Source organism: Ruegeria sp. BC5 (assembly GCF_056539205.1).
Genome location: NZ_JBQFUN010000003.1, coordinates 178,539 through 204,604, shown reverse-complemented (window position 1 = coordinate 204,604; position 26,066 = coordinate 178,539). Strand labels below are relative to the sequence as shown.

The 26,066-nt window shown below is 57.8% G+C and carries 27 protein-coding genes, 2 tRNA genes and 1 riboswitch; of the genes, 11 read left to right on the top strand and 18 right to left on the bottom strand.

What is annotated here, in order from left to right; all coding sequences use genetic code 11:
• Nucleotides 1-9: 9 nt before the first annotated feature.
• The 4 genes from ACR0LY_RS10715 to ACR0LY_RS10700 form a co-directional block, all read right to left on the bottom strand.
• Nucleotides 10-2,163: a type I restriction endonuclease subunit R gene (locus ACR0LY_RS10715; protein WP_170349640.1), complete on the bottom strand. Its 2,154-nt coding sequence runs from the start codon at nt 2,161-2,163 to the stop codon at nt 10-12.
• Between the two features lie 633 nt (nt 2,164-2,796).
• A complete protein-coding gene (arsJ, locus tag ACR0LY_RS10710) occupies nt 2,797-4,062 on the bottom strand; it encodes an organoarsenical effux MFS transporter ArsJ (protein WP_170349641.1) in 1,266 nt (421 codons plus the stop codon).
• Nucleotides 4,059-5,057: an ArsJ-associated glyceraldehyde-3-phosphate dehydrogenase gene (locus ACR0LY_RS10705; protein WP_170349642.1), complete on the bottom strand. Its 999-nt coding sequence runs from the start codon at nt 5,055-5,057 to the stop codon at nt 4,059-4,061. The genes arsJ and ACR0LY_RS10705 overlap by 4 nt, the downstream gene beginning before the upstream one ends.
• Nucleotides 5,054-5,887, bottom strand: coding sequence for an arsenate reductase/protein-tyrosine-phosphatase family protein (locus tag ACR0LY_RS10700; protein WP_170349643.1), 834 nt, complete (start codon nt 5,885-5,887; stop codon nt 5,054-5,056). Before ACR0LY_RS10700 ends, ACR0LY_RS10705 begins: the two co-directional genes overlap by 4 nt.
• Nucleotides 5,888-6,093: 206 nt before the next feature.
• Here ACR0LY_RS10700 and ACR0LY_RS10695 point away from each other — a divergent pair.
• Nucleotides 6,094-6,169 (top strand) — tRNA-Thr (locus tag ACR0LY_RS10695).
• Nucleotides 6,170-6,201: 32 nt separating this feature from the next.
• Here ACR0LY_RS10695 and dxs read toward each other — a convergent pair.
• The 6 genes from dxs to ACR0LY_RS10665 all read right to left on the bottom strand — a co-directional run bounded on the left by dxs (nt 6,202) and on the right by ACR0LY_RS10665 (nt 11,457).
• Complete coding sequence (dxs, locus tag ACR0LY_RS10690) at nt 6,202-8,130, bottom strand: 1-deoxy-D-xylulose-5-phosphate synthase (protein WP_170349644.1); 1,929 nt, start codon at nt 8,128-8,130, stop codon at nt 6,202-6,204.
• 14 nt (nt 8,131-8,144) lie between these two features.
• Complete coding sequence (locus ACR0LY_RS10685) at nt 8,145-9,011, bottom strand: polyprenyl synthetase family protein (protein ID WP_170349645.1); 867 nt, start codon at nt 9,009-9,011, stop codon at nt 8,145-8,147.
• Nucleotides 9,012-9,254 carry an exodeoxyribonuclease VII small subunit gene (locus ACR0LY_RS10680; protein WP_058282745.1) on the bottom strand — a complete coding sequence of 81 codons (243 nt, stop codon included), beginning with the start codon at nt 9,252-9,254 and terminating at the stop codon, nt 9,012-9,014.
• Nucleotides 9,251-10,177: a histone deacetylase family protein gene (locus tag ACR0LY_RS10675; RefSeq protein ID WP_170349646.1), complete on the bottom strand. Its 927-nt coding sequence runs from the start codon at nt 10,175-10,177 to the stop codon at nt 9,251-9,253. The genes ACR0LY_RS10680 and ACR0LY_RS10675 overlap by 4 nt, the downstream gene beginning before the upstream one ends.
• A 69-nt stretch (nt 10,178-10,246) precedes the next feature.
• Nucleotides 10,247-10,948 carry a response regulator gene (locus tag ACR0LY_RS10670; protein WP_170349647.1) on the bottom strand — a complete coding sequence of 234 codons (702 nt, stop codon included), beginning with the start codon at nt 10,946-10,948 and terminating at the stop codon, nt 10,247-10,249.
• Complete coding sequence (locus ACR0LY_RS10665; RefSeq protein WP_170349648.1) at nt 10,945-11,457, bottom strand: MarR family winged helix-turn-helix transcriptional regulator; 513 nt, start codon at nt 11,455-11,457, stop codon at nt 10,945-10,947. The genes ACR0LY_RS10670 and ACR0LY_RS10665 overlap by 4 nt, the downstream gene beginning before the upstream one ends.
• Nucleotides 11,458-11,617: 160 nt before the next feature.
• On the opposite strand from ACR0LY_RS10665, the gene ACR0LY_RS10660 reads away from it, so the two are divergent.
• The 4 genes from ACR0LY_RS10660 to ACR0LY_RS10645 all read left to right on the top strand — a co-directional run bounded on the left by ACR0LY_RS10660 (nt 11,618) and on the right by ACR0LY_RS10645 (nt 14,497).
• Entirely contained in the window at nt 11,618-12,484 is an 867-nt protein-coding gene (locus tag ACR0LY_RS10660; RefSeq protein WP_170349649.1) for a branched-chain amino acid aminotransferase, read from the top strand.
• Between the two features lie 127 nt (nt 12,485-12,611).
• Entirely contained in the window at nt 12,612-13,562 is a 951-nt protein-coding gene (locus ACR0LY_RS10655) for an AraC family transcriptional regulator (RefSeq protein WP_170349650.1), read from the top strand.
• Nucleotides 13,563-13,671: 109 nt separating this feature from the next.
• Nucleotides 13,672-14,037 carry an SPW repeat domain-containing protein gene (locus tag ACR0LY_RS10650; RefSeq protein WP_170349651.1) on the top strand — a complete coding sequence of 122 codons (366 nt, stop codon included), beginning with the start codon at nt 13,672-13,674 and terminating at the stop codon, nt 14,035-14,037.
• Nucleotides 14,038-14,299: 262 nt separating this feature from the next.
• On the top strand, nt 14,300-14,497 hold the full coding sequence (locus ACR0LY_RS10645; RefSeq protein WP_170349652.1) for a hypothetical protein: 198 nt from the start codon (nt 14,300-14,302) through the stop codon (nt 14,495-14,497).
• A 33-nt stretch (nt 14,498-14,530) separates the two neighbouring features.
• On the opposite strand, the gene cobO is transcribed toward ACR0LY_RS10645, so the two are convergent.
• The 5 genes from cobO to ACR0LY_RS10620 form a co-directional block, all read right to left on the bottom strand.
• Complete coding sequence (gene cobO / locus ACR0LY_RS10640; RefSeq protein ID WP_170349653.1) at nt 14,531-15,130, bottom strand: cob(I)yrinic acid a,c-diamide adenosyltransferase; 600 nt, start codon at nt 15,128-15,130, stop codon at nt 14,531-14,533.
• A 58-nt stretch (nt 15,131-15,188) separates the two neighbouring features.
• Complete coding sequence (locus tag ACR0LY_RS10635) at nt 15,189-16,124, bottom strand: DMT family transporter (RefSeq protein WP_170349654.1); 936 nt, start codon at nt 16,122-16,124, stop codon at nt 15,189-15,191.
• Between the two features lie 45 nt (nt 16,125-16,169).
• Nucleotides 16,170-16,832, bottom strand: a complete 663-nt coding sequence (locus ACR0LY_RS10630) for an HD domain-containing protein (RefSeq protein ID WP_170349655.1) — start codon at nt 16,830-16,832, stop codon at nt 16,170-16,172.
• Entirely contained in the window at nt 16,816-17,916 is a 1,101-nt protein-coding gene (gene aroC, locus ACR0LY_RS10625; RefSeq protein ID WP_170349656.1) for a chorismate synthase, read from the bottom strand. Before aroC ends, ACR0LY_RS10630 begins: the two co-directional genes overlap by 17 nt.
• 95 nt (nt 17,917-18,011) lie before the next feature.
• On the bottom strand, nt 18,012-18,452 hold the full coding sequence (locus ACR0LY_RS10620; protein ID WP_170349657.1) for a 6,7-dimethyl-8-ribityllumazine synthase: 441 nt from the start codon (nt 18,450-18,452) through the stop codon (nt 18,012-18,014).
• 74 nt (nt 18,453-18,526) lie between these two features.
• Nucleotides 18,527-18,674, bottom strand: a riboswitch (FMN riboswitch).
• Between the two features lie 109 nt (nt 18,675-18,783).
• Between ACR0LY_RS10620 and ACR0LY_RS10615 the strand changes: the two genes are divergently transcribed.
• Nucleotides 18,784-19,392 (top strand): glutathione S-transferase, encoded by a 609-nt coding sequence (locus tag ACR0LY_RS10615; RefSeq protein WP_170349658.1) that lies wholly within the window; start codon nt 18,784-18,786, stop codon nt 19,390-19,392.
• A 41-nt stretch (nt 19,393-19,433) separates the two neighbouring features.
• Here the strand turns inward: ACR0LY_RS10615 and ACR0LY_RS10610 are convergent, their stop codons facing one another.
• Nucleotides 19,434-19,892: a c-type cytochrome gene (locus ACR0LY_RS10610; RefSeq protein WP_170349659.1), complete on the bottom strand. Its 459-nt coding sequence runs from the start codon at nt 19,890-19,892 to the stop codon at nt 19,434-19,436.
• A gap of 485 nt (nt 19,893-20,377) precedes the next feature.
• Here ACR0LY_RS10610 and petA point away from each other — a divergent pair, with 485 nt between their 5' ends.
• The 4 genes from petA (at nt 20,378) to ACR0LY_RS10590 (ending at nt 23,668) form a co-directional block, all read left to right on the top strand.
• The gene (gene petA, locus ACR0LY_RS10605) at nt 20,378-20,962 is read left to right on the top strand and encodes a ubiquinol-cytochrome c reductase iron-sulfur subunit (RefSeq protein WP_170349660.1); all 585 of its coding nucleotides are present in this window, start codon (nt 20,378-20,380) and stop codon (nt 20,960-20,962) included.
• Between the two features lie 11 nt (nt 20,963-20,973).
• Nucleotides 20,974-22,305, top strand: coding sequence for a cytochrome b (gene petB, locus ACR0LY_RS10600; RefSeq protein ID WP_170349661.1), 1,332 nt, complete (start codon nt 20,974-20,976; stop codon nt 22,303-22,305).
• A gap of 17 nt (nt 22,306-22,322) precedes the next feature.
• A complete protein-coding gene (locus ACR0LY_RS10595) occupies nt 22,323-23,108 on the top strand; it encodes a cytochrome c1 (RefSeq protein ID WP_170349662.1) in 786 nt (261 codons plus the stop codon).
• A 146-nt stretch (nt 23,109-23,254) separates the two neighbouring features.
• On the top strand, nt 23,255-23,668 hold the full coding sequence (locus tag ACR0LY_RS10590; RefSeq protein ID WP_170349663.1) for a nuclear transport factor 2 family protein: 414 nt from the start codon (nt 23,255-23,257) through the stop codon (nt 23,666-23,668).
• 11 nt (nt 23,669-23,679) lie between these two features.
• Here ACR0LY_RS10590 and mtaB read toward each other — a convergent pair whose 3' ends face one another.
• Nucleotides 23,680-24,936 (bottom strand): tRNA (N(6)-L-threonylcarbamoyladenosine(37)-C(2))-methylthiotransferase MtaB, encoded by a 1,257-nt coding sequence (gene mtaB, locus ACR0LY_RS10585; RefSeq protein WP_170349664.1) that lies wholly within the window; start codon nt 24,934-24,936, stop codon nt 23,680-23,682.
• Nucleotides 24,933-25,766 carry a diaminopimelate epimerase gene (gene dapF, locus ACR0LY_RS10580; RefSeq protein WP_438826207.1) on the bottom strand — a complete coding sequence of 278 codons (834 nt, stop codon included), beginning with the start codon at nt 25,764-25,766 and terminating at the stop codon, nt 24,933-24,935. The genes mtaB and dapF overlap by 4 nt, the downstream gene beginning before the upstream one ends.
• Before the next feature lie 220 nt (nt 25,767-25,986).
• Here dapF and ACR0LY_RS10575 point away from each other — a divergent pair.
• A tRNA-Lys gene (locus ACR0LY_RS10575) sits at nt 25,987-26,062 on the top strand.
• Nucleotides 26,063-26,066 lie beyond the last annotated feature (4 nt).

Below are 26,066 nucleotides of genomic sequence, written 5' to 3'. Positions count from 1 at the left end.
GCTTTCAATTCAGTGTATCGGGTGGCCGTGCTCGGCAGAGTGACGCTCAATGTCCGGCCCGTCGAACAGGGCGATGTTTAAGCTGCCAAGTACGATGTCGAGTGCGTCTTGTCCGCCGAAAACACGTACTGCTTGATCAAATCCGCCAAGCGCAGTGAAAGGTGGTTCGTCAAAGTCGTAATCCCAAAAGCCATCAATTGACATTGCGTTCGCTTTTACGCGGCTTTCGATCAGTCTTGCCCATCGTTCTTGTTCTGCATTGAACGACTGTGCTTCGAACCAAGCCTCAAACCGTAGACCCAAAGCTGCTGAGGCCGCATCATGTTCGTCAGTGCGTACAATGCGCCCGTTTTCGTCGAGTGTGACCCAATCCCGTGATGCCGGGTCAATGTGATCGTTCACGTCGAGGTTCAGCAGCGAGCTAGGTGTGGATGGCCCAGTCGTGGGCGTCGAAACGCCAATGACCCCGCCTTCAATCCTGCTCGGATCATCACCGTGAAAGTCAGTGACACCAACAAAGTCGAACATGGTGAAACTGCTTTTGAAGATGTGCGGAGCCTTACGAGTGCCGCGCCCGCGCATCTGCTGGTACAGGATCGCGCTCTTTGTAAACCGTGCCATCACCAGGTTCACCACCTCAGGGCAATCAAAACCAGTATCGAGCATGTTCACGCTGACAAGTATCTTGGGATATTCTTCTTCTTTGAAGCGTTTGATGATGGTGCTCGCACCCGGTGTTGGTCCACCACCAAGATCACTGACAACGAAATCAGCGTATCTCGTTGTTTGGTTGGGTTTCTTGTCAGCGAAATGCTGATCAAACATCGTTGCCAGTGTTTCCGCGTGTTTCTTCGTGACACCGAACACGATTGTTTTGCCATCCAATGGGTAACGCATGATCCCGTCCGCACCTTTGAAGCCGTTTTCGACGACTTCCCGAAACTCGCGAACGATTGCGCGATTGCGTTCTGGAATTGTGAACTTCCGTTCAAGCGCATTTGGATGCACGGTGATTGGATCACCTTCAGCAAACAGTTCTTCGAACTCGGCCTTTGTATTGGGGTCCATCGCAGACCAATCGAGTTCTGACCGGTGTACTTGGAAGCCAGCGTCTGCTGCTGTCTTGACCGTCATTGCCTTATAGATGCGATACGGCACAAGGTGTCCGTCCTCGACAGCTTCGGTCAGCGTGTAGCTGTATGTGGGCTTGTCCAATTCAAAAAAACGGAGCGTATCACGCACAAACAATCCGTCTTCTGGGTCTGGTAGGTCTTCGGCATCAACCGAACATGGCGTCGCTGTCAGACCAAGCTGATAGCCATCAAAATGCTTCAGAACACCGCTCCACTTCCCGTAGATGGAGCGGTGGCATTCATCGGTTATGATAAGGTCAAAGTAGCCTGACGAAAGCTGATCATACTCGTTGATCATTGTTTGTAGGGTGGCGAGCGTGATCCTCTTTCCATGGTCAAACCCTCTACCGGGGCGCAAAATCTGGCATGGATAGTCTGCAAGGTAGTCCGTAAACGCGTCCTCTGTTTGTGTCGCCAGTGTTATGCGGTCAACGAGGAACAGAACACGGGTAACAATTCCCGCTTCAAACAAGCGTTTGATGAAAGCTGCTGCGGTTCTGGTTTTGCCTGTTCCCGTTGCCATCTCGACAAGCATCTTGCGGCGTCCAAGCGCCACCTCTTCGCAAAGCGCGTCGATGCAGTCGATTTGGTATTGGCGTCCATCACCACCCGCAATCTTCAAGTCTGTTGGAACGGTATGAAGGTCACGCCGAAGTACACGGCTTGCCATACGCCGCTCAAGATCACCTTGTGCAAAGAGTGTCGCAACTTTTCGCGCATGTGCATCGATGGTTCTGTCAAAGAACCACACTTCTTCACCGTTCGACAGAAATACGAACGGCACATCAAGCAATTCGGCATATGCCTTGCCTTGATCTTGTGCGGCAATCGGATCGACGGATGCACGTTTGGCTTCAAGAACAGCGACAGGACGGCCTTTTCGATCACACAATACGTAATCAGCGCGTGTGCCGTCGCTCAGAGTGTACTCAAAGTGCACACTTGTTCCGTCGATCAAGTCCCAACCAGCATCACGCAACAGAGCGTCGATCTTTGCACGCGCAAATGCTTCCGTTCCACTACGTGCCAATAGTTAAGCCCTTCTCGACAATGCCTGTCATGCAAAGCGCAGCTTGTTTCCTGCAACTCGGCTCAACAAGTTCTGCAATTTACATGCGATTACTTTTTCTTTTGAAAGCAAAGTGCATTCGTCTTGCTGTGAATGCAACCGCACCGTGTTGCAATTTGCAAAAGGGGGACGCGTCCGACATCCGGCCCGCAGTGCGCCTCACCTGATACCCGTGTTTTGCTTTTGTGCGGGGGAGTTGTCGAACAGGAGGGTGGGTGGTTCAATCCGTTACGCTGCACGCACGAACCTCATGACACACGTTGTCGCATCCGAACACTGTGTTGTTTGATCATCGTCATCAGAGTGTGTGTGACACTGTCACAGACAACGCTGCACCTCCGCTGCACTTGGGCTGCTTTTACTGACCGATCACGTACCTTCTGGTATTGTAATGCACCCACTGACATGCGAAACTTAACTCACTGACAACACGGACAAATCACGCGATGTGATGCAAGTGTTTGCAGTGCATGACATTGCTTGTTGCACCTCCCTCCTAAGGGGCAGGTTGCAGGTTCGAATCCTGCCGGGGTCGCCAAGTTTGCTGAAACACAGCTATAGGCGGCCGGGCGGTCAGGTAGTGTACGACGACATTCAAGAATAGGCGTCAGCGGTTTGATCGGTCAGCTTGCCCGATGCCAGCGCTGCCAGTGCAACCATCGCGGCTGCGGTGCCCAGGACCAGGGAAAGACCTCCGATTTGATAGGTCAGCCCGGACAGGACGGTGCCCACAAGGCGGCCCGTCGCGTTGGCCATGTAGTAAAATCCGACATCCATCGTCACCCGTTCCGATTTTGTGAAGGCCAGAATCAAGTAGGAATGCAGCGATGAGTTGACTGCGAACACCGCGCCGAACAGCAGCAGGCCCAGAACCAGCGTGACGGTTAACCATGTTTCGGGGCCTGAAGAGAACAGCACCACAATCGTCAATGCGGCGGGTACGCAAAACAAAGCTGCGGCCCAGCTGCGGGCGGAATGGATCAGGTCTGCTTCGCTGCGTTCACTGGCGCGCAGAATCTTGGGCGCGCTGGCTTGAACAGCGCCGTAAAGGATAACCCAGACCGCCATGAAAGAGCCGATCATGAAAAAAGCTGCGCGGTTTCCTTCTTGGGTGCCGTCGGACAGCACGGCGTAGAAATAGATCGGGATGCCGACCACGAACCACACGTCTCGGGCGCCAAAAAGAAAGACACGCGCCACCGAAAGCCAGTTCACATTGGCGGATTTCGAGAACACCTCGGAGAATTTTGCCCCCTTGCGGCCCATGGGCAGACCTGCGGGCATGAACAGTATTACTCCAATCAATATCAGCGCCAGAACTGCGGCCATAATCAGGATCGCCATCATGAATCCCGAGGTGGCCAACATCACCGCACCCAGCAGAAAACCCAGCCCTTTCACCGCATTCTTGGATCCGGTCAGCACCGCTACCCAACGAAAAAGCCCGCCCCCCTCGGTGGGTGCCAGCAGTTTCACAGAAGATTTCGAGGACATCTTGGCCAGGTCCTTGGCCACGCCGCTGGCCCCTTGCACCATCATCACAAAGGTCACCGATGCTGCGATGGTCCAATTCGGGTCCAGTTGCGTCATCGCCAGTAAGGCCAGAACCTGAAGTCCCAGACCGGCATAAAGCGTCGAGGTCAACCCGAAGCGTGCCGCAATCCAGCCCGCCGTCAGATTGGTTACGATCCCTGCGACCTCATACAAAACAAACAGATAGGCCAGCTGCACCGGTGAAAAGCCCAGCGAATGAAAATGCAACAGCACCAACATGCGCAACGCACCGTCGGTCAGCATAAACGCCCAATAGGCGGCTGTGACCGCGATATAGGCTGACAGACCCTCGGGCCGTTGGGTCACAGCCCCGACCCAACCATAAGGGCAACGTCCACCAGGCGGTGCGCATAACCCATTTCATTGTCGTACCAGGCATAGATCTTTACCTGCGTTCCGTTCACCACCATGGTCGAAGGCGCATCCACGATCGAAGAGCGTGTATCATTGGTGTAGTCGGTCGACACCAAAGGCCGCGTTTCATAACCCAGAATACCTTTCAAGTCCCCTTCGGCAGCGGCTTTGAACAGGGCGTTGACCTCTTCAGCAGTTGTTTCCCGCTCGACTTCGAATACGCAATCGGTCAGCGAGGCGTTCAGCAACGGCACACGCACTGCATGGCCGTTCAGCCGCCCCGTGAGTTCGGGGTAGATCAGCGTGATTGCGGTGGCCGATCCGGTGGTGGTCGGGATCAGAGAATTCAACGCCGAGCGTGCGCGGCGCAGGTCCTTGGCCGGTCGATCCACAATGGTTTGCGTGTTGGTCACGTCGTGGATTGTGGTCATCGATCCGTGTCGAATGCCCAGGTTATCATGGATCACCTTGACCACAGGCGCCAGGCAGTTGGTGGTGCATGAGGCCGCAGTGATGATTAGGTGCTTGTTCGGGTCATAGGTGGCATCGTTGACGCCCATGACGATATTGGCAGTCGGTCCCTCCTTGACCGGAGCCGAGACGACAACCTTTTTCACGCCAGCCTCGAAATATGGGGCCAGCTTGGCCTCGGTCTTGAATACGCCTGTACAATCGATCACCACATCGACACCGTCCAGTGGAAGGGCATTCAGGTCCTTGGTGCCAATAAAAGGCAGGCGGGTGCCATTGATCGTGACACTCTCTGCGTCATGCTCGAAATTGGCATCCCAGCGGCCATGCACGGTGTCAAACTCCAGCAGATGCGCGTGCATTTCGGGGTCGCCCACTGCATCATTGATCCAGGCGATCTTGGCGCCTTTTTCCAGCAATGGTTTCAAGGCCAGCTTTCCCATCCGGCCCAAACCGTTCAGTGCGTAAGTTGTCATTGTTCTTCCTCGACGGGCGTTCTGCCGATGTCATCGACAGCAGATTGCAATGCGATCCGGTCAAGACTTTCGACCGGCAAAGAGGTGAAGGCTTCAATCCGGCGCTTGAGCGCGCCATAAGTGTTCTGAAACGCTAGGCTTTTTTCGGCGTCTGTGCCTTCGGTCTGGACCGGATCGATCATACCCCAGTGGCCGCTAATCGGCTGACCTTCCCAGGCGGGGCATTCTTCGTTTGCGGCCTTGTTGCAGACAGTAAAAACGAAATCCAACTCGGGCGCGTCGGGGCCCGAGAATTCAGATATGCTTTTGGACCGTAAACCCGAGGTGTCATGACCCTTGTCCTCAAGCACTTGCATGGCCATCGGATTCAGCTCGGAAAACGATTTTGTGCCAGCTGAGTAGACGTTGAACCGGTTCCCAGCGATGTCTCGCAGCAGGGTCTCGGCAAAAATGGAACGTGCCGAGTTGCCAACGCAGATAAACAACACGTTGAATTTGCGGCCCGTCATTGCGCCGTTTCCTTGCTCGGATGGCATGCAGATATCAGGGCGGCCACGGCAGCAATCGTTCAGCAGGAAGCCCAGCATGTTCTGAACGTTCTTCATTTCAACCGAATAAAGCAGGGAAGTCCCTGACCGTTTCTGCGTCACCAGCCCGGATCGTTGCAATGCGTTCAGATAGTTCGACAGAGTGCTGGGTTTGATACTCAGCTCTGTCGCCAATTCACCCGCCGGAACGGCGTCAGGAAAGCGTCGCATCAATATACGAAACACCGAAATACGTTGCGGGTGGCCAAGGACAGCGAGTTGGTTTGTTATTCGATTTATCATATTTCATGAAATATCGAAATAACACGCAAGCAACAATCCCTAACCCGCGCCGTTACAATAAATTCACATTCGTTGTCACTGAATGTTCGCGTTGGGGTCGAGCGGTCAACAGCACAGCTTGCCCAAACGCGTGGAAAAAGCACGAGGAAACCAAAAAGAAGTAGGCTTGCGCGTACCACCCCGACCGTTTAAACGAACCCTCGCTTGCCTCAATAGCTCAGCTGGTAGAGCAGGTCCTTCGTAAGGACAAGGTCGGGGGTTCGAGTCCCTCTTGAGGCACCACATGCATTCCCGAATCGTGTTCCGGTAACCGCTTAGGCGCGTTTTTCGCCTATTGTTGTGACGCCCAGAACCGACAGAACCTTGGCTTCGATCTGTTCGGCATTCATGCCCGCAACGGCATACATGTCCGCTGGGCTGGCCTGATCGATGAAGATATCCGGCAGCACCATCGAGCGGTATTTCAGCCCGTGATCGAACACACCCTCATCCGCCAATAGCTGTGCCACGTGGCTGCCAAATCCGCCAACGGCACCTTCTTCGATGGTGATCAGAGCCTCGTGGTTAGCGGCCAGATCAAGGATCAGATCACGGTCCAGCGGTTTGGCGAAACGGGCGTCGGCGATGGTGGGTGTGATCCCGCGGGCTGAAAGGGCCTCGGCGGCCTTCTGCACCTCGGCCAAGCGGGTGCCAAAGGACAAAAGCGCCACGCGCGCACCTTTTTGGATCATGCGGCCTTTGCCGATCTCAAGCACCTCGCCTCCTTCAGGCAGGTCGACGCCCACACCCTCGCCGCGCGGATAGCGGAACGCAATGGGACCGTCATCATGGGCCGCCGCCGTGGCCACCATGTGCATCAGTTCGGCCTCATCCGCAGCGGCCATGACGGTCATGCCGGGCAGGTTGGCAAGATAGGCAATATCGAAGGATCCCGCATGGGTTGCGCCATCAGCACCCACCAGCCCTGCACGGTCGATGGCAAAACGCACCGGCAGGCGCTGAATGGCCACGTCATGCACCACCTGATCATAGCCGCGCTGCAAAAAGGTCGAATACATCGCGCAGAACGGTTTCATACCGCCAGCCGCCAGCGCCGCCGCGAAGGTCACGCCGTGCTGTTCCGCAATTGCGACGTCGAAACAGCGCGACGGGTAGCGTTCGGCAAACAGGTTCAACCCGGTGCCGTCCGGCATTGCGGCCGTGACAGCCACGATCTTGTCATCGCGCCCCGCCTCATCAACCAGCGCTTTGCCAAAGACCGACGTATATGACGGCGCGTTGGACGGGGCCTTTTTCTGCTCGCCCGTGACCACGTCAAATTTCGCGGTGGCGTGGCCCTTGTCGCGGGCCTGCTCGGCGGGCGCGTAGCCCTTGCCCTTTTTTGTCAGCACATGGATCAGGATCGGACCGGTCGCCCGTGCTTTGACCGTGCGCAAAACCGGCAGCAACTGATCCATGTCGTGACCGTCGAGAGGCCCGATATAGGAAAAGCCAAGCTCTTCGAACAGCGTGCCGCCCACCGCCATGCCTTTCAGCATTTCCTTGGCCCGTTTTGCACCTTCTCGGAACGGTTCAGGCAGAAGCGAGACCGCACCCTTGGCAGCGGCTTTCAATTCGTGGAACGGGGCTTCGGTGTAAATTCGCGACAGATAGCTGGACAGTGCACCGACGGGCGGGGCGATGCTCATCTCATTGTCATTAAGGATGACGATCAGGCGTTTGCCCAGATGACCGGCGTTGTTCATCGCCTCAAAGGCCATACCCGCCGACATCGACCCATCGCCGATCACGGCAATTGCGTCACCCAGCCCTTCGGGCGTGACGCCTCCCAGATCGCGGGCCACGGAAAATCCAAGCGCAGCGCTGATCGAGGTCGAACTGTGCGCTGCCCCAAACGGATCATACGGGCTTTCGCTGCGCTTGGTGAACCCGCTCAGTCCGTCCTTCATGCGCAGGGTTCGGATACGGTCGCGCCGTTCGGTCAAGATCTTATGCGGATAACACTGATGCCCCACATCCCAAATGATCTTGTCGCGGGGCGTGTCGAATACCGCATGTAACGCGGTGGTCAGCTCGACTACACCTAGGCCCGCGCCCAAGTGCCCACCTGTGACGGACACGGCCGAAATCGTCTCGGTTCGCAATTCCTGCGCCACCTGATGCAGTTGCGCATCCGAGAACTGCTTGAGATCCGCAGGACGGCTCACAAGGTCCAGCAAAGGCGTTTTCGGGCGGTCAGACATTTGGCGTTCCTGGCTTAGCTGTCCCGGGCAATAACGAAGCGGGCGGCGTCCTTCAAGGTTTCTGCCGATGCGCCATAGCCGTCCAGTGCGGCGCAGCCTTGATCCACCAGTTCCGCCGCACGGGCTTTGGCTGCTTCCAGACCCAACAGTGAAACAAATGTGGCCTTGCCAGCCTGGGCATCCTTTTGCAGGCGTTTTCCAGCCTTTTCGGCATCACCCTCGACATCCAGAATGTCGTCCGCGATCTGAAAAGCAAGCCCCAGTGCCCGGGCATATTGGCGCAACGGCCCGGGGTCGGCCTGCGCCAAACGTGCGCCTGCACATGCGGACCATTCAATAAGGGCACCGGTCTTACCCGCTTGAAGGCGCGTGATTTCGTCCAGGGTCAGCGGTGCTGCAGCCGTTTCCGCCGCGATATCCAGCGCCTGACCCAGCACCATACCTTGCGCTCCGCTGGCCTTGGCAAGGGTCAGGGCCAACTCTGCCCGAACCTCGGCCGTGCCGACCTCAGGGCGGGTGCAGAGTTCGAAGGCCAGCGTCTGCAACGCGTCCCCGGCCAGAACGGCGGTGCCTTCGTCCCATTTCACATGAACCGTGGGCCGCCCACGGCGCAGATCGTCGTCATCCATACAGGGCAGATCGTCATGGACTAGTGAGTACGCGTGCAGTGCTTCGATCCCGGTGGCGGGCCAAACGGCGCGACTTGCATCCACGCCGTGCAGGCGCGCGCTTTCCAGCACCAGAAACCCACGCAACCGTTTGCCACCTTTGATGGCATAGGCCATCGCACAGGTCACATTCAGATCGTCCAGCGCGCCCAGAACCAGATCGAACTGATCCTGAATCCGCGCCGCATCCTGCGCTAGTATTTCACGAAACATTTACTGACCTTCGACAGGCGTCGTCCCGGTCGGCTGACCGTTGGCGTCCAGAGTAATAGCGGCCACCTTTTCTTCGGCCCGCTTCAACTCCTCCTCGCAGCGCTTTTTCAACGCCGCGCCGCGCTCATACAACGCGATGGACTGGTCCAGCGCCACATCGCCGCGCTCGAGCTGGCCAACAACGGCCTCAAGCTCTTTCATCGCCTGTTCGAATGTCATCTGGTCTACTGGGGTATCGGTCATCGGGCTGCCTTCATCAATTCTTCCACATGGGCGCGTGTGGCCTGGGCCAGTGCGTTCAGATCATACCCGCCTTCCAGAGTCGAGACGATACGTCCCCCGCAAAGCTCATCGGCTATTTTGCAAAGCTCTGCGGTGACCCAGGCAAAGTCACCTGTGGACCAGTTCAGATTGGCCAATGGATCGTCCTGATGCGCGTCAAATCCAGCCGAGATGATGATCAGGTCCGGCTTGAAGGCGCGCAGGCGCGGGAAGGCCTGTGTTTCATAGGCCGCACGCATCTCGGCCCCGCCGGAACCGGGGGGCAGGGGGATGTTGAGAATGGTCTCAAACGCGCCGGTTTCATCCGGACGCCCCGATCCGGGCCATAGCGGCATCTGCTGGCTGGTGATCACAAGTGCGCGTTTCTCATCCCACAGCAAATCCTGCGTGCCATTGCCGTGATGCACGTCAAAATCAACCACTGCGACGCGGTTCAGCCCGTGGTGATCCAGCGCATGTTTCGCCGCCAGCGCGGCATTGCCGAACAAGCAAAACCCCATCGCGGTGTCAGTCTCGGCGTGATGCCCCGGAGGCCGGATCGCACAAAACGCATTTTGCGCCTCACCGCCCAGCACCATATCCACCGCCCGTACCACAGCCCCCGCCGCGCGATAGGCCGCATCGACTGAGCTCGGAGACATGAACGTGTCCCCGTCGATCTGGGCAAAGCCCTCCGCGGGGCGCATTTTGCGCACATCCCGGATGTAGCTTTCCGGATGTATGCGCAGCAGATCGTCATCCGCCGCCAGCGGGGCTGTCACCCGGTTCAGGTCCAATGACTCCAACGCATGCAGGATATGCTCCAGCCGGGCCACCCGCTCAGGGTGCCCATCCGGGGTGACATGCTCCAGACAATCCGCATGAGTCAAAAGGGCGGTTTTCATATCGATCCCCTGTTCATCTGGCTAAAAATACCTTCGCCGAAGGCCAATAGTCGCCGCGCAGCGGCCTGATCAATCCGGCGCCAGCATATACCCGGCGCCCCGAACCGTCTGCAGATAACGTGGCTGCTTTGGGTCTTGTTCGATCTTGCGCCGCAGCCGGGTGATTTGCACATCCACCGCGCGTTCCTGCGCCTGTCCCTTGTCGCGGCCCAGATCCTCGACCAGCTTGGCGCGGCTGATCGGCTCACCGGGTTGGGTCGAGAAGATCTTCATCAACTGGCTTTCCGTCGCAGTCAGACGCACCGGTTCTTCGCCCTGCCACATCTCACCACGTTCCACGTCATAGCGGATCGGGCCGAGGGTCAGAATCTTGGTCGCCGTATCCTGGGCAGGCGTTTCGGGCATCCGCCGAAGAATGGCATTGATCCGCAACAACAGCTCTTTCGGCTCGAACGGTTTAGCCAGGTAATCGTCCGCACCGGCCTCAAGCCCGGCGATCCGGTGTTCGGTCTCACCACGCGCGGTCAACAGCAGGATCGGGGTTGAATGGGTTTCGCGCAGAGTTCTGGTCAGGCTTACGCCGTCTTCGCCCGGCATCATCACGTCCAGAACGATCATGTCGAAGTCCAGCCCCGAAAGTACCCGCCGCGCATGGGCGGCATCACGGGCGGCGGTCACCAGAAACCCGCTGCGCATCAGGAATTTCTTGAGCAGATCACGAATACGCTCATCGTCGTCGACGATCAGCAGATGGGCATCCAAATCGCTCATGAGGTCGTATCCCGCAGTTTCGTGTAAGCATGACGCATATCAGCATCCATCATTGCTTCAAGTACTTTACGAAATCCTGATACCGCCTCGGGGCCCGCATCCTTGTAGGCGGCGCGCATTCGCACCCGCTGAGCCTCAGAGAGTTTGGCCTCAAGCGCCTTGCCTTTTTCGGTCAGAAACAGATGGCGTTCGCGCTTGTCCACTGTGCCCACGCGGCTTTCGACCAGCCCGTCATCGATCAAGGTCCGCAGTACCCGGTTCAGCGACTGTTTCGTCACGCCCAGGATTGCCAGCAAGTTGTTCACGGTCGTTCCTGGCGCGCGGTTGATGAAATGAACGGCGCGGTGATGGGCTCGACCATAGGCGAGTTGCGCCAGAATGCGATCAGGATCGGCGGTAAAGCCCCGGTAAGCGAAAAACATCGCTTCGATCCCTTGTCGCAACTGTTCGTCGGTCAAAAACAAAAGGCTTTCACCGCCAAACACTTGGGCGGGGCGCGTATCCGACATCATTTGCCTCATTCGTTACTCAGGACCGACTTTATGTCAGCGTTATTGACATTCCAAGAGTGGACAGGTATCGAACCGCAGTTTCTGCGCAACTTTATGTCCGCATCGGACTTAAATGGCGCAACAAGCGAAAAATTCAACCCAGTTCAGGAGGTTTCGCATGGCGGGGTATGATGATCGTGACGGCGTGATCTGGATAGACGGTGAACTGGTGCCTTGGCGCGATGCCAATGTACACATCCTGTCTCATGCAATGCACTATGCGTCCTCGGTGTTCGAAGGTGAGCGCGCATATAACGGCAAGATCTTCAAAAGCCGCGAGCATTCCGAGCGTCTGATCGCATCTGCCGATGCGCTGGACATGCCGATGCCTTATACGATCGATCAGATCGAAGCCGCCAAGGAAGAAACCCTGAAAGCCAGCGGTCTGCAGGACGCCTATGTGCGGGTGCTGGTCTGGCGCGGTTCGGGCGAAGATATGGGCGTGGCCTCGGCCCGAAACCCGGTACGTATGGCCGTCGCGGTTTGGCCTTGGGGCGCCTATTATGGCGACGCTAAGATGCAAGGCGCCAAGCTGGACATCGCCGAATGGAAGCGCCCCAGCCCCGAAACCATCCCGGTTCACGCTAAGGCGGCGGGTCTCTACATGATCTGCACCATTTCCAAGCACAAGGCCGAGGCCAAGGGCTGCTCGGACGCGCTGTTCATGGATTACAACGGCTATGTGGCCGAGGCGACCGGTGCCAACGTGTTCTTCGTCAAGGATGGCGAGGTACATACTCCGTTGGCCGATTGCTTCCTGAACGGCATCACCCGTCAGACCGTGATCCAGATGCTGAAAGACAAGGGCATCAACGTGATCGAACGTCGTATCAAGCCCGAAGAAATGGCTGATTTCGAGCAATGCTGGCTGACCGGGACGGCGGCCGAGGTCACTCCGGTGGGGCAAATCGGCGACTACACTTTCGAAGTCGGAGATCTGACCCGCGAGATCGCCGCAGATTATGAGGCGCTGGTTCGCGCCTGATCTGACCAGAAACGCACAGTTAGGAACCCCCGCGTTTCGTGGGGGTTTTTCTTTGCCCGCCGTTCAAGTTCTTGTGCAGATCGTTCAACGGGCTGGACGGCAGCGCAGGCAGCGATAGGTTACGCCCATGTTGGACCTGCTCAGCGATATCCTCACCCGCCTGTCCTTGCGGGGGACATTCTATTTCCGCACGTCATTCACGCCGCCTTTCGGTATCCAGGTCCCTGCCTATCAAAATGTCGCCCGGTTCCACTTTGTTCAGCGCGGCGAATTGAAGGTTTACGTCTCTAACACAGGGGAAACGCTGCGGCTCAAGCAAGGCGATTTGATCCTGATCCCGCACGGGGCCGCGCACGCGCTGCTGTGCAATGAGATCAAGCCACTGGACGCGTTGCCATTAGAGCAGGTTCTGGAGGAGGCCGGTTATCAGGGCGATGGCGTCCTGATTTACGGGGGCGAGGATAAAAGCCGCGATACTCAGCTGGTGTGCGGCCATTTCTCATTCACTGGTCCACCGGGACGAAGGGGCGCAGGTCATATGCTGATCGACCGCTTGCCGTCGTACATTCTGATCGAAAACTACGGCGAAGAGGCCGGTGCCTGGATCGAAGCGACCCTGCGCATGATCGGGTCCGAGATCAACGGTGCCCGTATCGGGGGCGACCTGATCGCCCTGAAACTGTCCGAAGTGCTATTTGCGCAAGCCATACGCGCCCATCTGGAATACCAAAGCCCCAGCGATACCGCCTTGGCCGGGTTCGCTGACCCGCGCATCTCGCGGGCGCTGACCGCCTTTCATCAGGCCCCCGCACAGGAATGGAGTGTCGAGTCACTGGCGCGTGAGGCCGGGATGTCACGTACCGCCTTCGCGCAGTTGTTTGCCGAGAAGATGAACGCGACCCCCATGCAATATCTGACGGATTGGCGCATGCAGATCGCCTGTCACGGCCTGACTGAGAATCGCTGGAACGTTGCGGATGCGGCGGCCGAGGTTGGCTATGCGTCAGAAGCAGCCTTTTCCCGCGTGTTCAAGAAACAGATTGGCCTGTCTCCGGCAGCTTACCGGTCCATGCACTGATCCGCTGGATCTTCGAACGATCTGCAATGTTTAGCGGACGATCCAGAATTAAACGTCCGACTATCCAATCTTAACTTGGTGCCATGCCAAGTTAGGAAAGGAAAAAACAATGTCTGTCCGTTTTGTTACCCGCACTGTGCATGCTTATCTTGATTATCCGGTTGCTCTGGCGCTGATGGTGTTGCCTTTTGTTTTAGGGCTGGGGCAATCCAACCCAATGGCGTTGTGGCTGTCGGTAGTCACCGGTGTCGCGGCGCTTGTTCTGACCGTGCTGACCGACCACCATCTCGGCGTCTGGCGGGTTCTGCCCTATAAATTCCACCTGGCGGTTGATTTGCTTGTCGGCGTCACGTTCCTGGCCGCACCTAGCCTGTTTGGTTTTACGGGGCTGGACGCAATTTACTACTGGCTGAATGGTGCGGCGGTGGTTGCTGTGATCTCGCTTAGCGCGTCGGAACAGGGCGCAACCGCCTGAGTGTGAAATACGCCCACTTTTATGTCTGTGAGTCGCTTGTTTTAAGAACAGGCGGCTCATCCGCTCATCAAACGCATCACACCTGATCACACGGCGCTTTTGCTCTTGCAATTCCCGACTAAAATAATCAGATAAATAGCAACGCTGGGTATGATACTATCCGGCACCGAATTTCGAGGCGGTTTGCGGGCTTAGCGCGTGACTTGGTGAGAGCCCGCCGCCGCCTCGGAAATGAAACAGACTGGCATGGAAAGAGTTTGGTATGGGCGATCCGCTGGACGAAATCATGGCACGGTATGAGGCCGCAACCGCGTGCGGCTGCTGTTGTGACGACGATTTTTGCGCCTATGTCGACAAGAAAAAACCTGCCACAGATGCCAATTCATCCGACCGTTTACCTGACAGCGCCGCCAGCCAACGCGGGTCTGTCCGTTTTCTCAATGAAAATCGGGCGGTGTAACAGCCCCGAATTGGGGCTGTTTAGACTTTGTTTTCAGAAATCTACGCCGCGCTGGGCTTTGATACCGGCTTGGAACGGGTGCTTTTCTTCGGTCATTTCGGTAACCAGATCGGCATAGTCGCGCAGCGCTTGCGGGGCGTCGCGCCCGGTCAGGAACACGCTGGTCTTTTCCGATCGTTCGTTCAGACCGCCAATCACCTGATCAACCGACAGGTATTCATAGCGCAGGGCGATGTTGATCTCATCCAGAACCACCAGATCATAATCCCCGCTGGCCATCAGCGCGCGGGCCTTGTCAAAGGCGGCATTAGCGGCAGCGATGTCACGCTCGCGGTCTTGGGTGTCCCAGGTAAAGCCCCCGCCCATCGTGTGCCAGGTGACCAGATCACGTTCTTCGAAGAAACGCCGCTCGCCGGTTTTCCACTTGCCCTTGATGAACTGGACCACGGCGACCTTCTGCCCCCAACCCAAGGCGCGGATTACCACGCCAAAAGCGGCCGAGGATTTGCCCTTGCCCTTGCCGGTATTGATTAGCACCAGCCCGCGGCCCGGATCGACCGCCTCTGAGACTTTCTTGCGGTGCTGGGCCTGCACCTTTTGCATCTTTTCCTTGTGATCCTGCGCGTCGCTCATGGGGAACCCTCATTTTGTGTCGCGCCACACCCTAGGGGAAGTTTGGCAAAGGTAAAGGTTAGGCTTTTGGGTCTGTGACGGCTCGGGCGCGTCCGCGTTCCAGACCCAGCTGATGTTCGCGCCAGATCACCACGATATTGCCGGCGATCACCAGCGCCGCACCGATCAACATCACCAGTGTTGGCAGTTCGCTGAACCAGAAATAGCCGATGACAATGGCAAACAACATCGAAGTATAGTCGTAGGGCGCCAGCATCGACGCCTGACCAAAGCGATAGGACGAGGTCACCAGAATCTGCGCCACTCCGCCGATCAGCCCGGCCAGAATCAACATGGCGGCTTGCTCCCACGTGGGCAGGACCCAGCCCCAGAAAACGGTCAGACCGGACAGCAAGGTCGCGGTCATCGAGAAATAAAACACAATGGCCGCCGGGTGGTCGACCTGCACCAACTGCCGGATGTGAATCTGCACAAAGGCGCGTGCAACAGTCGCCCCTAGAATGCACAGCGCGCCGATGGTGGCGGCGGCCTCCATGTTGTTGCCGCCCAGTCGGGGCCAGATCATAATCAGAACACCCAAAAGGCCAATGGCCACGGCGGCGATCCGAATCTTGCGGATGCGCTCGCCCAACATGATCGCGGCCAGAATCAGGGTGAAAATCGGGGTCGCGTAACCAATTGCCGTCGCCTCGGGCAGGGGGATCAGGCCCAGGCCAGTAAAGGTCAGCCCCATCGCTGTGGTCCCCAGTACGCCGCGCCAGAAGTGACCCATGGGTTTGCGAACAACAAAGCCTTGCGCCAATTCTCCGCGTGAGATCAGCCAGATGACGATAACTGGAATGGCGAACAGTGATCGGAAAAACACCATCTCTCCCGGCGGAAAGTGATCAGATTGCGACTTGATCAACCCGGCCATCACGGTGAACAAAAACACCGCGCTCGTTTTCAGAGCGACAGCCAACAGCGGTCGATGCGATGTTAACGGTTTTGCCATCGGCGCGAACCTGCGCCTTTGTTCGACAAAGATCAACGCGTGGAATCAGGAATTCGTCCAGTCCGCAGGCAGAGACTGGCCGATCTCGTCCGCGAAGTCCTCCAGAAAGCGGATCATCAGCTCGATGCGTTGTCGTGCAAGGATTTTTCCGCCCTCGGTCAGCATGTCACTGGGCAGGCCCAGCAGCTTTACCTTCCAGTGATCCAGCGAATAGGTCAGATCGTCCAAGGACCGATTTGCGGCAAACGGATCAGCCGGATCGTACAGCGCCCGTCCCAAAGCGCCTGAAACCGAAAAGTTCCGCGCAATGCCAATCGCGCCCAGCGCGTCAAGCCGGTCCGCGTCACGCAGAATGCAGGCCTCGGGTGAGACTGGCGTGATATTGGCAGAGAAGCTGTGTGCCTCAATCGCATGCTGAATGGCGCGAATTTGGTCTGGGCCATAGCCGAGTTTGCCCAGTATAGGCTCTGATTCCTGCGCGGACTGGCGGGATGCCAGATGGCGATCCGGGTCGTCCTTGGACAGGTTCACCAGATCATGCAGATAGCTGGCGGCCAGCAACACGGGCATGTCGGTCTGATCGTCCGCAATGGCCTGCGCGTTCACCCAAACCCGGTCCAGATGGGCCAGATCATGCGCCGGGTCGGTCTCCATCCGCTGCGCGACGATGGCGCGCAGGCGCGCGCGCAGATCAGCCGATCCGTCCACGGTTCTCTCCGATCTGGCCACGGTGCAGCAGCAAGTGGTCGAGGATGACGCAGGCCATCATTGCCTCGCCCACGGGCACAGCACGGATGCCGACGCAAGGATCGTGGCGCCCTTTTGTAATGATCTCGGTTTCCTCACCGGATTTTGTGATGGTTTTGCGGGTGGTCAGGATCGACGAGGTCGGCTTTACCGCAAATCGCACCACAAGATCCTGCCCAGTCGAGATACCGCCCAGAATACCGCCCGCATGGTTGGAACTGTATTGCGGACCGTCCTGCCCCATGAAAATTTCGTCTGCGTTGGCTTCGCCGGTCAGTTCGGCAGCGGCCATACCTTCACCGATCTCAACACCTTTGACAGCGTTGATCGACATCATCGCAGCGGCCAGATCAGTGTCTAACTTGGCATATACCGGGGCGCCGATGCCGGCAGGGACGCCTCGGGCTACCACTTCAACCACTGCGCCGACCGAATTGCCGGATTTGCGCAGGTCATCCAGATAGGTCGCCCAGTCTTCGGCTGCTGCCGCGTCAGGTGTCCAAAACGGGTTCTGTTCGATCTGCGACCAGTCAAAATTGGTGCGGTCAATCTTGCGCGGCCCCATTTGCACCATATAGCCGGTGATCTGCACATTGGGAGCGATCTGTTTGATAGCTTCGCGCGCCAGCCCCCCGGCGGCCACACGCGATGCGGTTTCCCGGGCCGAACTGCGCCCGCCACCGCGGTAGTCCCTGATACCGTATTTCTGCCAATAGGTGATATCGGCGTGACCCGGCCGGAACTTGTCCATGATATCGCCGTAGTCTTTTGAGCGTTGATCGGTGTTCTCGATCATCAGTTGCACGGGCGTGCCGGTGGTCTGGCCTTCGAACACGCCGGACAGGATTTTAACCTGATCAGGCTCACGTCGCTGGGTGGTGAATTTGTTCTGCCCTGGTTTGCGCTTGTCCAGCCAGTGCTGAATCATCGCCTCGTCAATCGCAACGCCCGGCGGGCAGCCATCGACGGTGGCACCCAAAGCGGGCCCGTGGCTTTCGCCCCAGGTGGTGACGCGGAAGAGGTGTCCAAAGCTGTTCATCGACATGGGGCATGCTCCTTTGCGCGTCGTGATTAGCGGGCAAGGCCCGCGGCCTCAAGCGGATTTGCGGTTGGGGCCGTTTGACCCCAACCTTGTTCACATCACGCAGCTGCCGCCAACCCGGCGCGGGTCTGGGTGATTTTCAGCGCCGCCTGTGCGGCTTCGCGGCCCTTTTGCACAAAGTGGTCGCGGTAGATGGCATTGTGGTGGTCGGTTTCCTGATACTGGTGCGGGGTCAGCGATACCGATAGGACTGGAATACCTGTGTCCATCCCTGCGCGCATTAGCCCGTCAACCACGGCTTGGGCAACGAAATCGTGCCGGTAGATACCACCATCCACGACGAATGCGGCACAGGCGATCGCGGCATAGCGCCCGGTTTGGGCCAGGTCGCGGGCCAGCAGCGGCATCTCGAACGCACCGGGGACGTCATAAACATCGACCTGCTCGGCGGGGATGAGGTTCAGAAACCCATCCAGCGCGCGGTCAACGATATCGGAATGCCAGTTGGCTTTGATAAAAGCATAGCGGGTGTGTGTCATCATGATCTCCTTTCGTAACAGACACGTCACCCAAGGCGATCACGAGCAAACACGCCGCATCACCGGCGTTACTTGCACGTTCTCTTTCATCCGGACTGTAACCGTCGGCTCTGGCCTCTCACCAGATCTGCTGACACCCCGGTCAACGGGGCCGCTCGCGGGCTTACGGGTCTTGGCCCGCATACCGCCGGTGGGGAATTTCGCCCCGCCCTGAGAACGGGATCGACATTGCCAAGGCCCGCGCCGTTCCGCAAGGGCGAAGGTGCTGGCAATTGACGGGTTTTGTTTCTAACGAGGTGCTGTAGGGTTTCTGAAACCCAGGAGAACGTGAATGAAACTCTATCACAGTCCGATGTCCCCCTATGTGCGTAAGGTTTTGGTTTTGCTGCATGAAACCAACCAACTTGACGATGTCGAGGTGATGACCATTACCAATACGCCGTTGGATCCATCCGATTCCCTGCTGGGCAAGGTGCCGTTGACCAGAATCCCCGCGTTGGAGCGGCCCGATGGTCCGACATTGTTCGACAGTCGGGTGATCTGCGCCTTTCTGGATGCACGCGCAAAGGCCGGGATGTACCCCGAGGGTTCCGGGCGCTGGGACGTGCTGACACTGGAAGCGCTGGCAGACGGTATTATGGATTCAGCTTTGGCGGTCGCCTATGAAGAGCGTTTCCGCCCCGAGGATAAGCAGTGGGACCTTTGGAAGGATGCGCAATGGGGTAAGATCGAACGCGCCTGCGCTGCGCTGAACCAACGGTGGATGGCCCATTTGGCGGGTCCGCTGGATATGGGCCAGATCGCTGTGGCCTGCGCACTGGGTTATCTGGACCTGCGGCATGATGCGCGTGGCTGGCGTAAGGGCAATGATGCGTTGGCCGCGTGGTACGCGGATTTCAGCGAACGGCCAGGCATGGTTGCCACCCGCCCGCCAGCCTAGGGAACAGGCCCCGCGCCGAGGATGGGGCGGAGCCTTTTGCATTACTGGCTGCTGAAGGTGGCCAGATAGGCGGCAATGTCTTCGGCCCCTTTCTTCAGCTTCACGCTCATGTTCGGGCGTGCGGTTTCGTCATTCAGGTAATCCTGAATAAACCCAATCGGGTCTTGCGAGTAAGCGATGATATTTTCCTCGGTCCACACAAGCCCTTCGTTGCCCGCACGGATCATGTCATCAGTGAACATTCCGATGGGCAGGCGTTCGCTTCCGTAAAGATAATCAGTCTCGGATCCGGCAACACGACCTACCACACCATACAGATTCGGCCCGGTGATGCCGCCTTTGACCAAAATTTCTCCATCTTTGATGATCGCGTGGCAAGAAGAGCAGCGGTTATATAGTTTTTCGCCCTTAGCCGGATCGCCAACGGCCACGGCCTGAGACGCGATGGCCAGAAAAAGGGTCAGCGTTGGTGCAAAAAGTTGTGACACGGGGTTTGACATTGAAAACGTCCTGCAAAGGTTGGAATTTCCTTGCCTTTCGTGGATTCCCGTTAAAAGTGCAATCGAATTCAGACGTATATAACCTGTTATAAAATATACATTTTTAACTCAGTTTTTAATTGGTCACACATTCCAGAAAAGTGGAAAACAGGGTGGCAGAATCTGGTCTGAATTTTGCCCGATGCCCGCTTTCTTGCGGGGCAAAACCCAGTTCTGCATGCCGGTTTCGCCCTCAGTATGCCTCATCCGAATCACATGGGCAGCAGGTTTGGACAGTTGGCGGTTTCCCCCGCTTAAATCTGCCCCCATCTTGAAAAAATACCCCGTCGTTGTGACATGAATGCCCTGTTGAGGCGTCCTGCGCGCCTATGACCGCTGGACGAACCGATTTCTCCCGGCTAGATAGCCGCGATGAGACGCCGCTTTGATGCGGTGCTGATGCATGTTTGCCCGCAACTGCGGGCGCCGGAATCGGAGAAAACCTCGTGTCCCACGCAGAAGACCACGAAGGCACCCGCAGAGATTTCCTCTACTACGTCGCAGGCGGCGCAGGTGTCGTTGCGACGGGTGCAGCCGTATGGCCCCTGATCAACCAAATGAACCCATCGGCAGACGTTCAGGCGCTGTCCTCGATTCGCCAGGACGTCAGCGGTGTCGAGCCGGGCACGCAGCTGACCGTCAAATGGCTGGGCAAGCCTGTATTTATCCGTCACCGTACCGGTGCTGAGATCCAAGAGGCTCAGGAACAGGACGCCGAAGGCGTAGATGCACTGCCTGATCCGCTGGCGCGCAACTTCAACCTGCCCGCCGATGCGCCCGCAACGGATGCCAACCGCGTGATGCCGTCGCCCGAAGGCGAAGCGCCCGGCGCATGGATTGTTCAGATGGGCGTTTGCACCCACCTGGGCTGTGTCCCTCTGGGCGATGCGGGTGACTTCGGTGGCTGGTTCTGCCCCTGCCACGGTTCGCACTATGACCTTGCCGGTCGAATCCGCAAAGGCCCCGCGCCTGAAAACCTGCCCGTTCCGCCCGTTGAATGGGTGGATGCGACAACCATCAAGCTCGGCTAAGGGAGACCCAGATGTCCGGAATTCCCCACGATCATTACGAGCCGAAGACAAATGGCGAGAAGTGGCTGAACAGCCGTCTGCCGATCGTCGGCCTGCTGTATGACACCCTTATGATCCCAACGCCCAAGAACCTGAACTGGTGGTGGATCTGGGGCATCGTCCTGGCGTTCTGCCTGGCGCTGCAAATTGTCACCGGTATCGTTCTGGTGATGCACTACACCCCGCATGTCGATCTGGCCTTTGCCAGCATCGAACACATCATGCGCAACGTGAATGGCGGCTATATGCTGCGCTACCTGCACATGAATGGCGCATCGCTGTTCTTTGTTGCGGTATACATCCACATCTTCCGTGGCCTGTTCTACGGCTCGTACAAAGCCCCGCGTGAGATCACGTGGATCATCGGGATGCTGATTTACCTGATGATGATGGGCACCGCCTTCATGGGCTACGTTCTGCCTTGGGGTCAGATGTCCTTCTGGGGTGCAACCGTGATCACCGGCCTGTTTGGCGCGATCCCGTTTGTGGGTGATGCGATCCAGACTTGGCTGCTGGGCGGACCCGCGGTGGACAACGCCACGCTGAACCGCTTCTTCTCGCTGCACTACCTGCTGCCGTTTGTCATTGCGGCGCTGGTGATCGTGCATATCTGGGCCTTCCACACCACTGGCAATAACAACCCAACAGGTGTTGAAGTGCGCCGCGGTTCGAAAGCCGAAGCCGAGAAAGACACGCTGCCGTTCTGGCCGTACTTCGTGATCAAGGATCTGTTCGCACTGGCTGTTATCCTGGTTGTGTTCTGGGCGGTCGTCGGTTTCATGCCGAACTATCTGGGCCACCCGGACAACTATATCGAAGCCAACCCGCTGGTGACGCCTGCGCACATCGTGCCCGAATGGTACTTCCTGCCGTTCTACGCGATCCTGCGTGCCTTCACTGGTGAGGTCTGGGTCGTGCAGTTCGCCAGCTTCATCACCGGCGGCATTGTTGACGCCAAATTCTTTGGTGTGATCGCGATGTTCGGTGCGATCCTGGCCATGGCGCTGGCGCCCTGGCTGGACACGTCGACTGTGCGTTCGGGCAAATACCGCCCGCTGTTCAAATGGTGGTTCTACCTGCTGATCATCGATTTCTTTGCCCTGATGTGGCTGGGTGCGATGCCCGCGGAAGAGCCCTATGCGACCTTCTCGCTGATCGCGTCCGCCTACTGGTTCGCTTATTTCTTCGTGATCCTGCCGATCCTTGGCGTGATCGAGAAACCTCTGGCCCAGCCCGAGACCATCGAAGAAGACTTCAACGCGCATTATGGCAAGGCTGACGCCGACGCCACGCCGGCCGAGTAAGAAGAGGGACCGGAAACATGTTCAAGAAACTTGCAATCGGTGCCGCGTTTGCTCTCGCCCTTGCTCCTGCTGCGTCCTACGCGGCAGGCGGCGGCGAACAGCATATCGAGGACTTCCACTTCTCGTTCGAGGGGCCGTTTGGCACCTGGGATCAGAACCAGCTGCAGCGCGGTCTTCAAGTCTATACCGAGGTTTGCGCGGCTTGCCACGGCCTGAGATACGTGCCCCTGCGCGACCTTGAAGCGCTGGGCTATTCGGAAGAAGAAGTCATCGCCTATGCGGCGGGCAACTTCGAAGTGTTCGACCCCGAGCTGGACGATTTCCGTCCGGCCATTCCGACCGATCACTTCCCGGCAAATGACGGCGTTGGCGCACCGGACCTGAGCCTGATGGCCAAGGCCCGTGCGGGCTTCCACGGTCCTTACGGTCTGGGCATCAACCAGTTCTTCAAAGGCATGGGTGGCGCGGAATACATCGCCTCGCTGCTGGATGGCTATACCGGCCATGAAAAAGAAGAGGCCGGCACGATCCTGTACGAAAACACCGCCTTCCCAGGCGGCTGGATTTCGATGGCACCGCCCCTGGCCGAAGATCAGGTGGAATTCGCTGACGGTCACCCGGCCACGGTCGAAGCCTTGTCCGAAGACATCGCGGCCTTCCTGATGTGGACGGCCGAGCCGAAGATGATGGAGCGTAAGTACTCCGGCTTCGTCGGTGTCATCTTCCTGTCGCTGTTGTCGGTGTTGCTGTACCTGGTCAACAAGCGCCTGTGGGCAGGCGTGAAAGGCAAGAAGACCGTCTGATCGGATTTTGCTTCTGAATGTTACGAGGCCCGGTGTTCGACACCGGGCCTTTTTTGTTCGGCTGGCTGCCGGTGTTATACTTGCCCCGTCCTTTGTTGTTTCTGGGGCAGCACATTTTCAGCGCATTACATTTGGGAGAACGAATTATGGACACGCAGAGCAATGTCGAAAAGATGCGGAAAGCCTTTGCAGAATGGAACGATTGCAAGGCGTCAGATATCGGTATGTGGGAAAAATACACGACCGAGGATCTGTGCATGCGTTCGCTGGGCCGGGGCCAATACGGGCTGGATTTTAGCTGTGGGCGCGATGGTCGGGCCGAGATGCAGGAATATCTGGAAGATCTGACTGCCGCATTCGAGATGCAGCATTGGACCCTGAAAGACACCATTGCACAGGATGACCGTGTTGTCGGCATCGGCGCCTGTGCCTGGACGCATAAAGGCACTGGCAAGACGGTAGAGACGCCGATTTTGATCATTTGCCGGTTTCGCGACGGGCTGGTCTGTGAATACGAGGAATTCTATGACACCGCAGCGGTGTCTGCGGTCACCACCTAAGCAGCTTTACCTCAGGCAGTCAGCTGTGTGTCTGAGCGCCCTAGCACTTTGGCCGTCACGATCTGTCCTTCGGTATGCGGGGTGTTGAACGCGACCTCGGTGAACTGCTCGGTGCGGCCCATATGCGGGTTTTCCATCAGGATGTGATGGGTCTTGCCGATCTGTTCGTTCAGGTGCTTTGCGACCTGTGCTTCACCCGCCGCGCGCAGCCGGGCGGCACGGTCCTTGATGATGTTGCCGTTGATCTGCTGCGGTATCCGAGCCGCTGGGGTGCCGTCGCGCTTGGAATAGGGAAAGACGTGCAGCCAAGTCAGATCACAGTCAGTGACCAGTTTCAGAGAATTCTCGAAATGCGCCTCGGTCTCAGTCGGGAAGCCAGCGATGATGTCGGCACCAAAGGTCATCTCAGGCCGCAGCTTGCGGGCCTCTTCAGTAAAGCGGATGGCATCGTCACGCAAATGGCGGCGCTTCATCCGTTTCAGGATCAGGTCATCCCCGTGCTGTAGCGACAGGTGCAGATGCGGCATCAGGCGTGGTTCGGTTGCGATTGCCTGCATCAGGTTCTCGTCCACTTCGATCGAGTCGATGGAACTGATCCTCAGCCGCGGCAGGTCAGGCACCAGTTTCAGGATGCGCATGACCAAATCGCCCAGCTTGGGCTCTGCGGGCAGGTCAGCGCCCCAAGAGGTCAGGTCAACGCCGGTCAGTACAACCTCGTTATAGCCCCGGTCCACCAGCCGCTTGATCTGATCCACCACCACGCCCGCAGGGACGCTGCGCGAGTTGCCGCGGCCATAAGGAATGATGCAGAAGGTGCAGCGATGGTCACAGCCATTCTGGACCTGCACATAAGCGCGCGAGCGGGTGCCGAACCCATCAATCAGATGTCCCGCCGTCTCAGTCACCGACATGATGTCATCGACCTGCACAGCCTCAGTCTCACCGATGAAATCCGCGGCCATGCCTTTCCAGGTGTCGGGCTGCATCTTTTCGGTGTTGCCAATCACCGCATCGACCTCCTCCATCCGGGAAAAGGTCTCGGGCTCGGTCTGCGCAGCACATCCAGTCACGATCAGCCGTGCGTCGGGGTTCTCCCGCCGCAGTTTGCGAATCTCTTGCCGGGCCTTGCGCACGGCCTCGGCAGTTACAGCGCAGGTATTCACCACCACCGCGTCGGTCAGACCGGCTTGCTGCGACAGCTCTTTCATCGCCTCAGTCTCATAGGCGTTCAGGCGACAGCCTAGCGTGGTGAATTTGGGAGCGCTCATTCCAGAGATTCCAGAAATTCCGGGGTCAGAGTGCCCGAGAGCACATGGCAGGTGGGTCCGGTCATCCAGACGCCATCTTCGCGCCAGTCGACCCAAATGGTGCCACCGTCCAGATCAATCTGCACCTTGCGACCAGTCAGGCCAAGACGAGCAGCAGCCACAGCTGTCGCGCAGGAGGACGAGCCAGAAGCCAACGTGATTCCCACGCCCCGCTCCCAAACACGCATGCGGATGTGGTCCGGTCCGATGACTTGCGCCACCTGAACATTGGTGCGCTCAGGGTACAGTGGGTGATATTCGTACCGCGCGCCAAATTCTTCCAGGGGAATCGCCTCGGCGTTTTCGACAAAGAACGTGCAATGGGGATTACCCATACCGGTCGCAGTTGGAGTACCCTCGATCGGCAATTCCAGTGTATCAACCTCTTCGGCCAGCGGAATCTCGTGCCAGTCCAGCTGCGGTTGCCCCATGTTCACCGAGGTCATGCCGTCCCCGGCATCGCAGGCAAAAAGCGTGCCGCGTTCGGTGGTCAGCGTCAGTTCCGATTTGCCGCTTTCTTCCATCAGGAAACGGGCGATACAGCGCGTGGCGTTCCCGCACGCCGCTGAGGTCGACCCGTCGGCGTTATAAAACACCAGATGCGCATCTGCGTTACCGTTTTCTATCACGGCCAGCTGGTCGAAACCCACGCCGAACTGTCGGTGCCCGATTCCCCTAGCAAGCGCAGGCGAAATCTCAACACTTTGCGCGCGCGCATCTACAATGACAAAGTCATTGCCAAGCCCGTGCATCTTCATGAAGGGCAAACCAGAGGTCATCATTCGTTGCATGGCGCGCATATAACCACGCGTTTGAAAGGAATCCACCCTGCGAAGCAGATTCCTGAAAAAAGGGGTTGACCCCCCCGCGTCACCTCCCTAATTAGGCCGCCTATCGGGACGCCGGAAACAAGTTAAGTGACGGTGAAACGAGGTGCAAAATAAGGGCTTGAACCCAGTCGGGAAAATACCTTAGAGAGCGCCACGGATCGAACAGATCCAACAAAAGAGTGGGCCGTTAGCTCAGTTGGTAGAGCAACTGACTTTTAATCAGTGGGTCGCAGGTTCGAATCCTGCACGGCTCACCACTTT

Excerpts from the sequence above, each read along its gene's own strand:
- ACR0LY_RS10705 (WP_170349642.1), bottom strand. The coding sequence starts at position 5,057 with ATGACAACTTACGCACTGAACGGTTTGGGCCGGATGGGAAAGCTGGCC.
- ACR0LY_RS10700 (WP_170349643.1), bottom strand. The coding sequence starts at position 5,887 with ATGATAAATCGAATAACAAACCAACTCGCTGTCCTTGGCCACCCGCAA.
- dxs (WP_170349644.1), bottom strand. The coding sequence starts at position 8,130 with ATGTCTGACCGCCCGAAAACGCCTTTGCTGGACCTTGTGAGCCGTCCT.
- ACR0LY_RS10685 (WP_170349645.1), bottom strand. The coding sequence starts at position 9,011 with ATGTTTCGTGAAATACTAGCGCAGGATGCGGCGCGGATTCAGGATCAG.
- ACR0LY_RS10680 (WP_058282745.1), bottom strand. The coding sequence starts at position 9,254 with ATGACCGATACCCCAGTAGACCAGATGACATTCGAACAGGCGATGAAA.
- ACR0LY_RS10675 (WP_170349646.1), bottom strand. The coding sequence starts at position 10,177 with ATGAAAACCGCCCTTTTGACTCATGCGGATTGTCTGGAGCATGTCACC.
- ACR0LY_RS10670 (WP_170349647.1), bottom strand. The coding sequence starts at position 10,948 with ATGAGCGATTTGGATGCCCATCTGCTGATCGTCGACGACGATGAGCGT.
- ACR0LY_RS10665 (WP_170349648.1), bottom strand. The coding sequence starts at position 11,457 with ATGTCGGATACGCGCCCCGCCCAAGTGTTTGGCGGTGAAAGCCTTTTG.
- ACR0LY_RS10660 (WP_170349649.1), top strand. The coding sequence starts at position 11,618 with ATGGCGGGGTATGATGATCGTGACGGCGTGATCTGGATAGACGGTGAA.
- ACR0LY_RS10655 (WP_170349650.1), top strand. The coding sequence starts at position 12,612 with ATGTTGGACCTGCTCAGCGATATCCTCACCCGCCTGTCCTTGCGGGGG.
- ACR0LY_RS10650 (WP_170349651.1), top strand. The coding sequence starts at position 13,672 with ATGTCTGTCCGTTTTGTTACCCGCACTGTGCATGCTTATCTTGATTAT.
- ACR0LY_RS10645 (WP_170349652.1), top strand. The coding sequence starts at position 14,300 with ATGGGCGATCCGCTGGACGAAATCATGGCACGGTATGAGGCCGCAACC.
- cobO (WP_170349653.1), bottom strand. The coding sequence starts at position 15,130 with ATGAGCGACGCGCAGGATCACAAGGAAAAGATGCAAAAGGTGCAGGCC.
- ACR0LY_RS10635 (WP_170349654.1), bottom strand. The coding sequence starts at position 16,124 with ATGGCAAAACCGTTAACATCGCATCGACCGCTGTTGGCTGTCGCTCTG.
- aroC (WP_170349656.1), bottom strand. The coding sequence starts at position 17,916 with ATGTCGATGAACAGCTTTGGACACCTCTTCCGCGTCACCACCTGGGGC.
- ACR0LY_RS10620 (WP_170349657.1), bottom strand. The coding sequence starts at position 18,452 with ATGACACACACCCGCTATGCTTTTATCAAAGCCAACTGGCATTCCGAT.
- ACR0LY_RS10615 (WP_170349658.1), top strand. The coding sequence starts at position 18,784 with ATGAAACTCTATCACAGTCCGATGTCCCCCTATGTGCGTAAGGTTTTG.
- ACR0LY_RS10610 (WP_170349659.1), bottom strand. The coding sequence starts at position 19,892 with ATGTCAAACCCCGTGTCACAACTTTTTGCACCAACGCTGACCCTTTTT.
- petB (WP_170349661.1), top strand. The coding sequence starts at position 20,974 with ATGTCCGGAATTCCCCACGATCATTACGAGCCGAAGACAAATGGCGAG.
- ACR0LY_RS10595 (WP_170349662.1), top strand. The coding sequence starts at position 22,323 with ATGTTCAAGAAACTTGCAATCGGTGCCGCGTTTGCTCTCGCCCTTGCT.
- ACR0LY_RS10590 (WP_170349663.1), top strand. The coding sequence starts at position 23,255 with ATGGACACGCAGAGCAATGTCGAAAAGATGCGGAAAGCCTTTGCAGAA.
- mtaB (WP_170349664.1), bottom strand. The coding sequence starts at position 24,936 with ATGAGCGCTCCCAAATTCACCACGCTAGGCTGTCGCCTGAACGCCTAT.
- dapF (WP_438826207.1), bottom strand. The coding sequence starts at position 25,766 with ATGCAACGAATGATGACCTCTGGTTTGCCCTTCATGAAGATGCACGGG.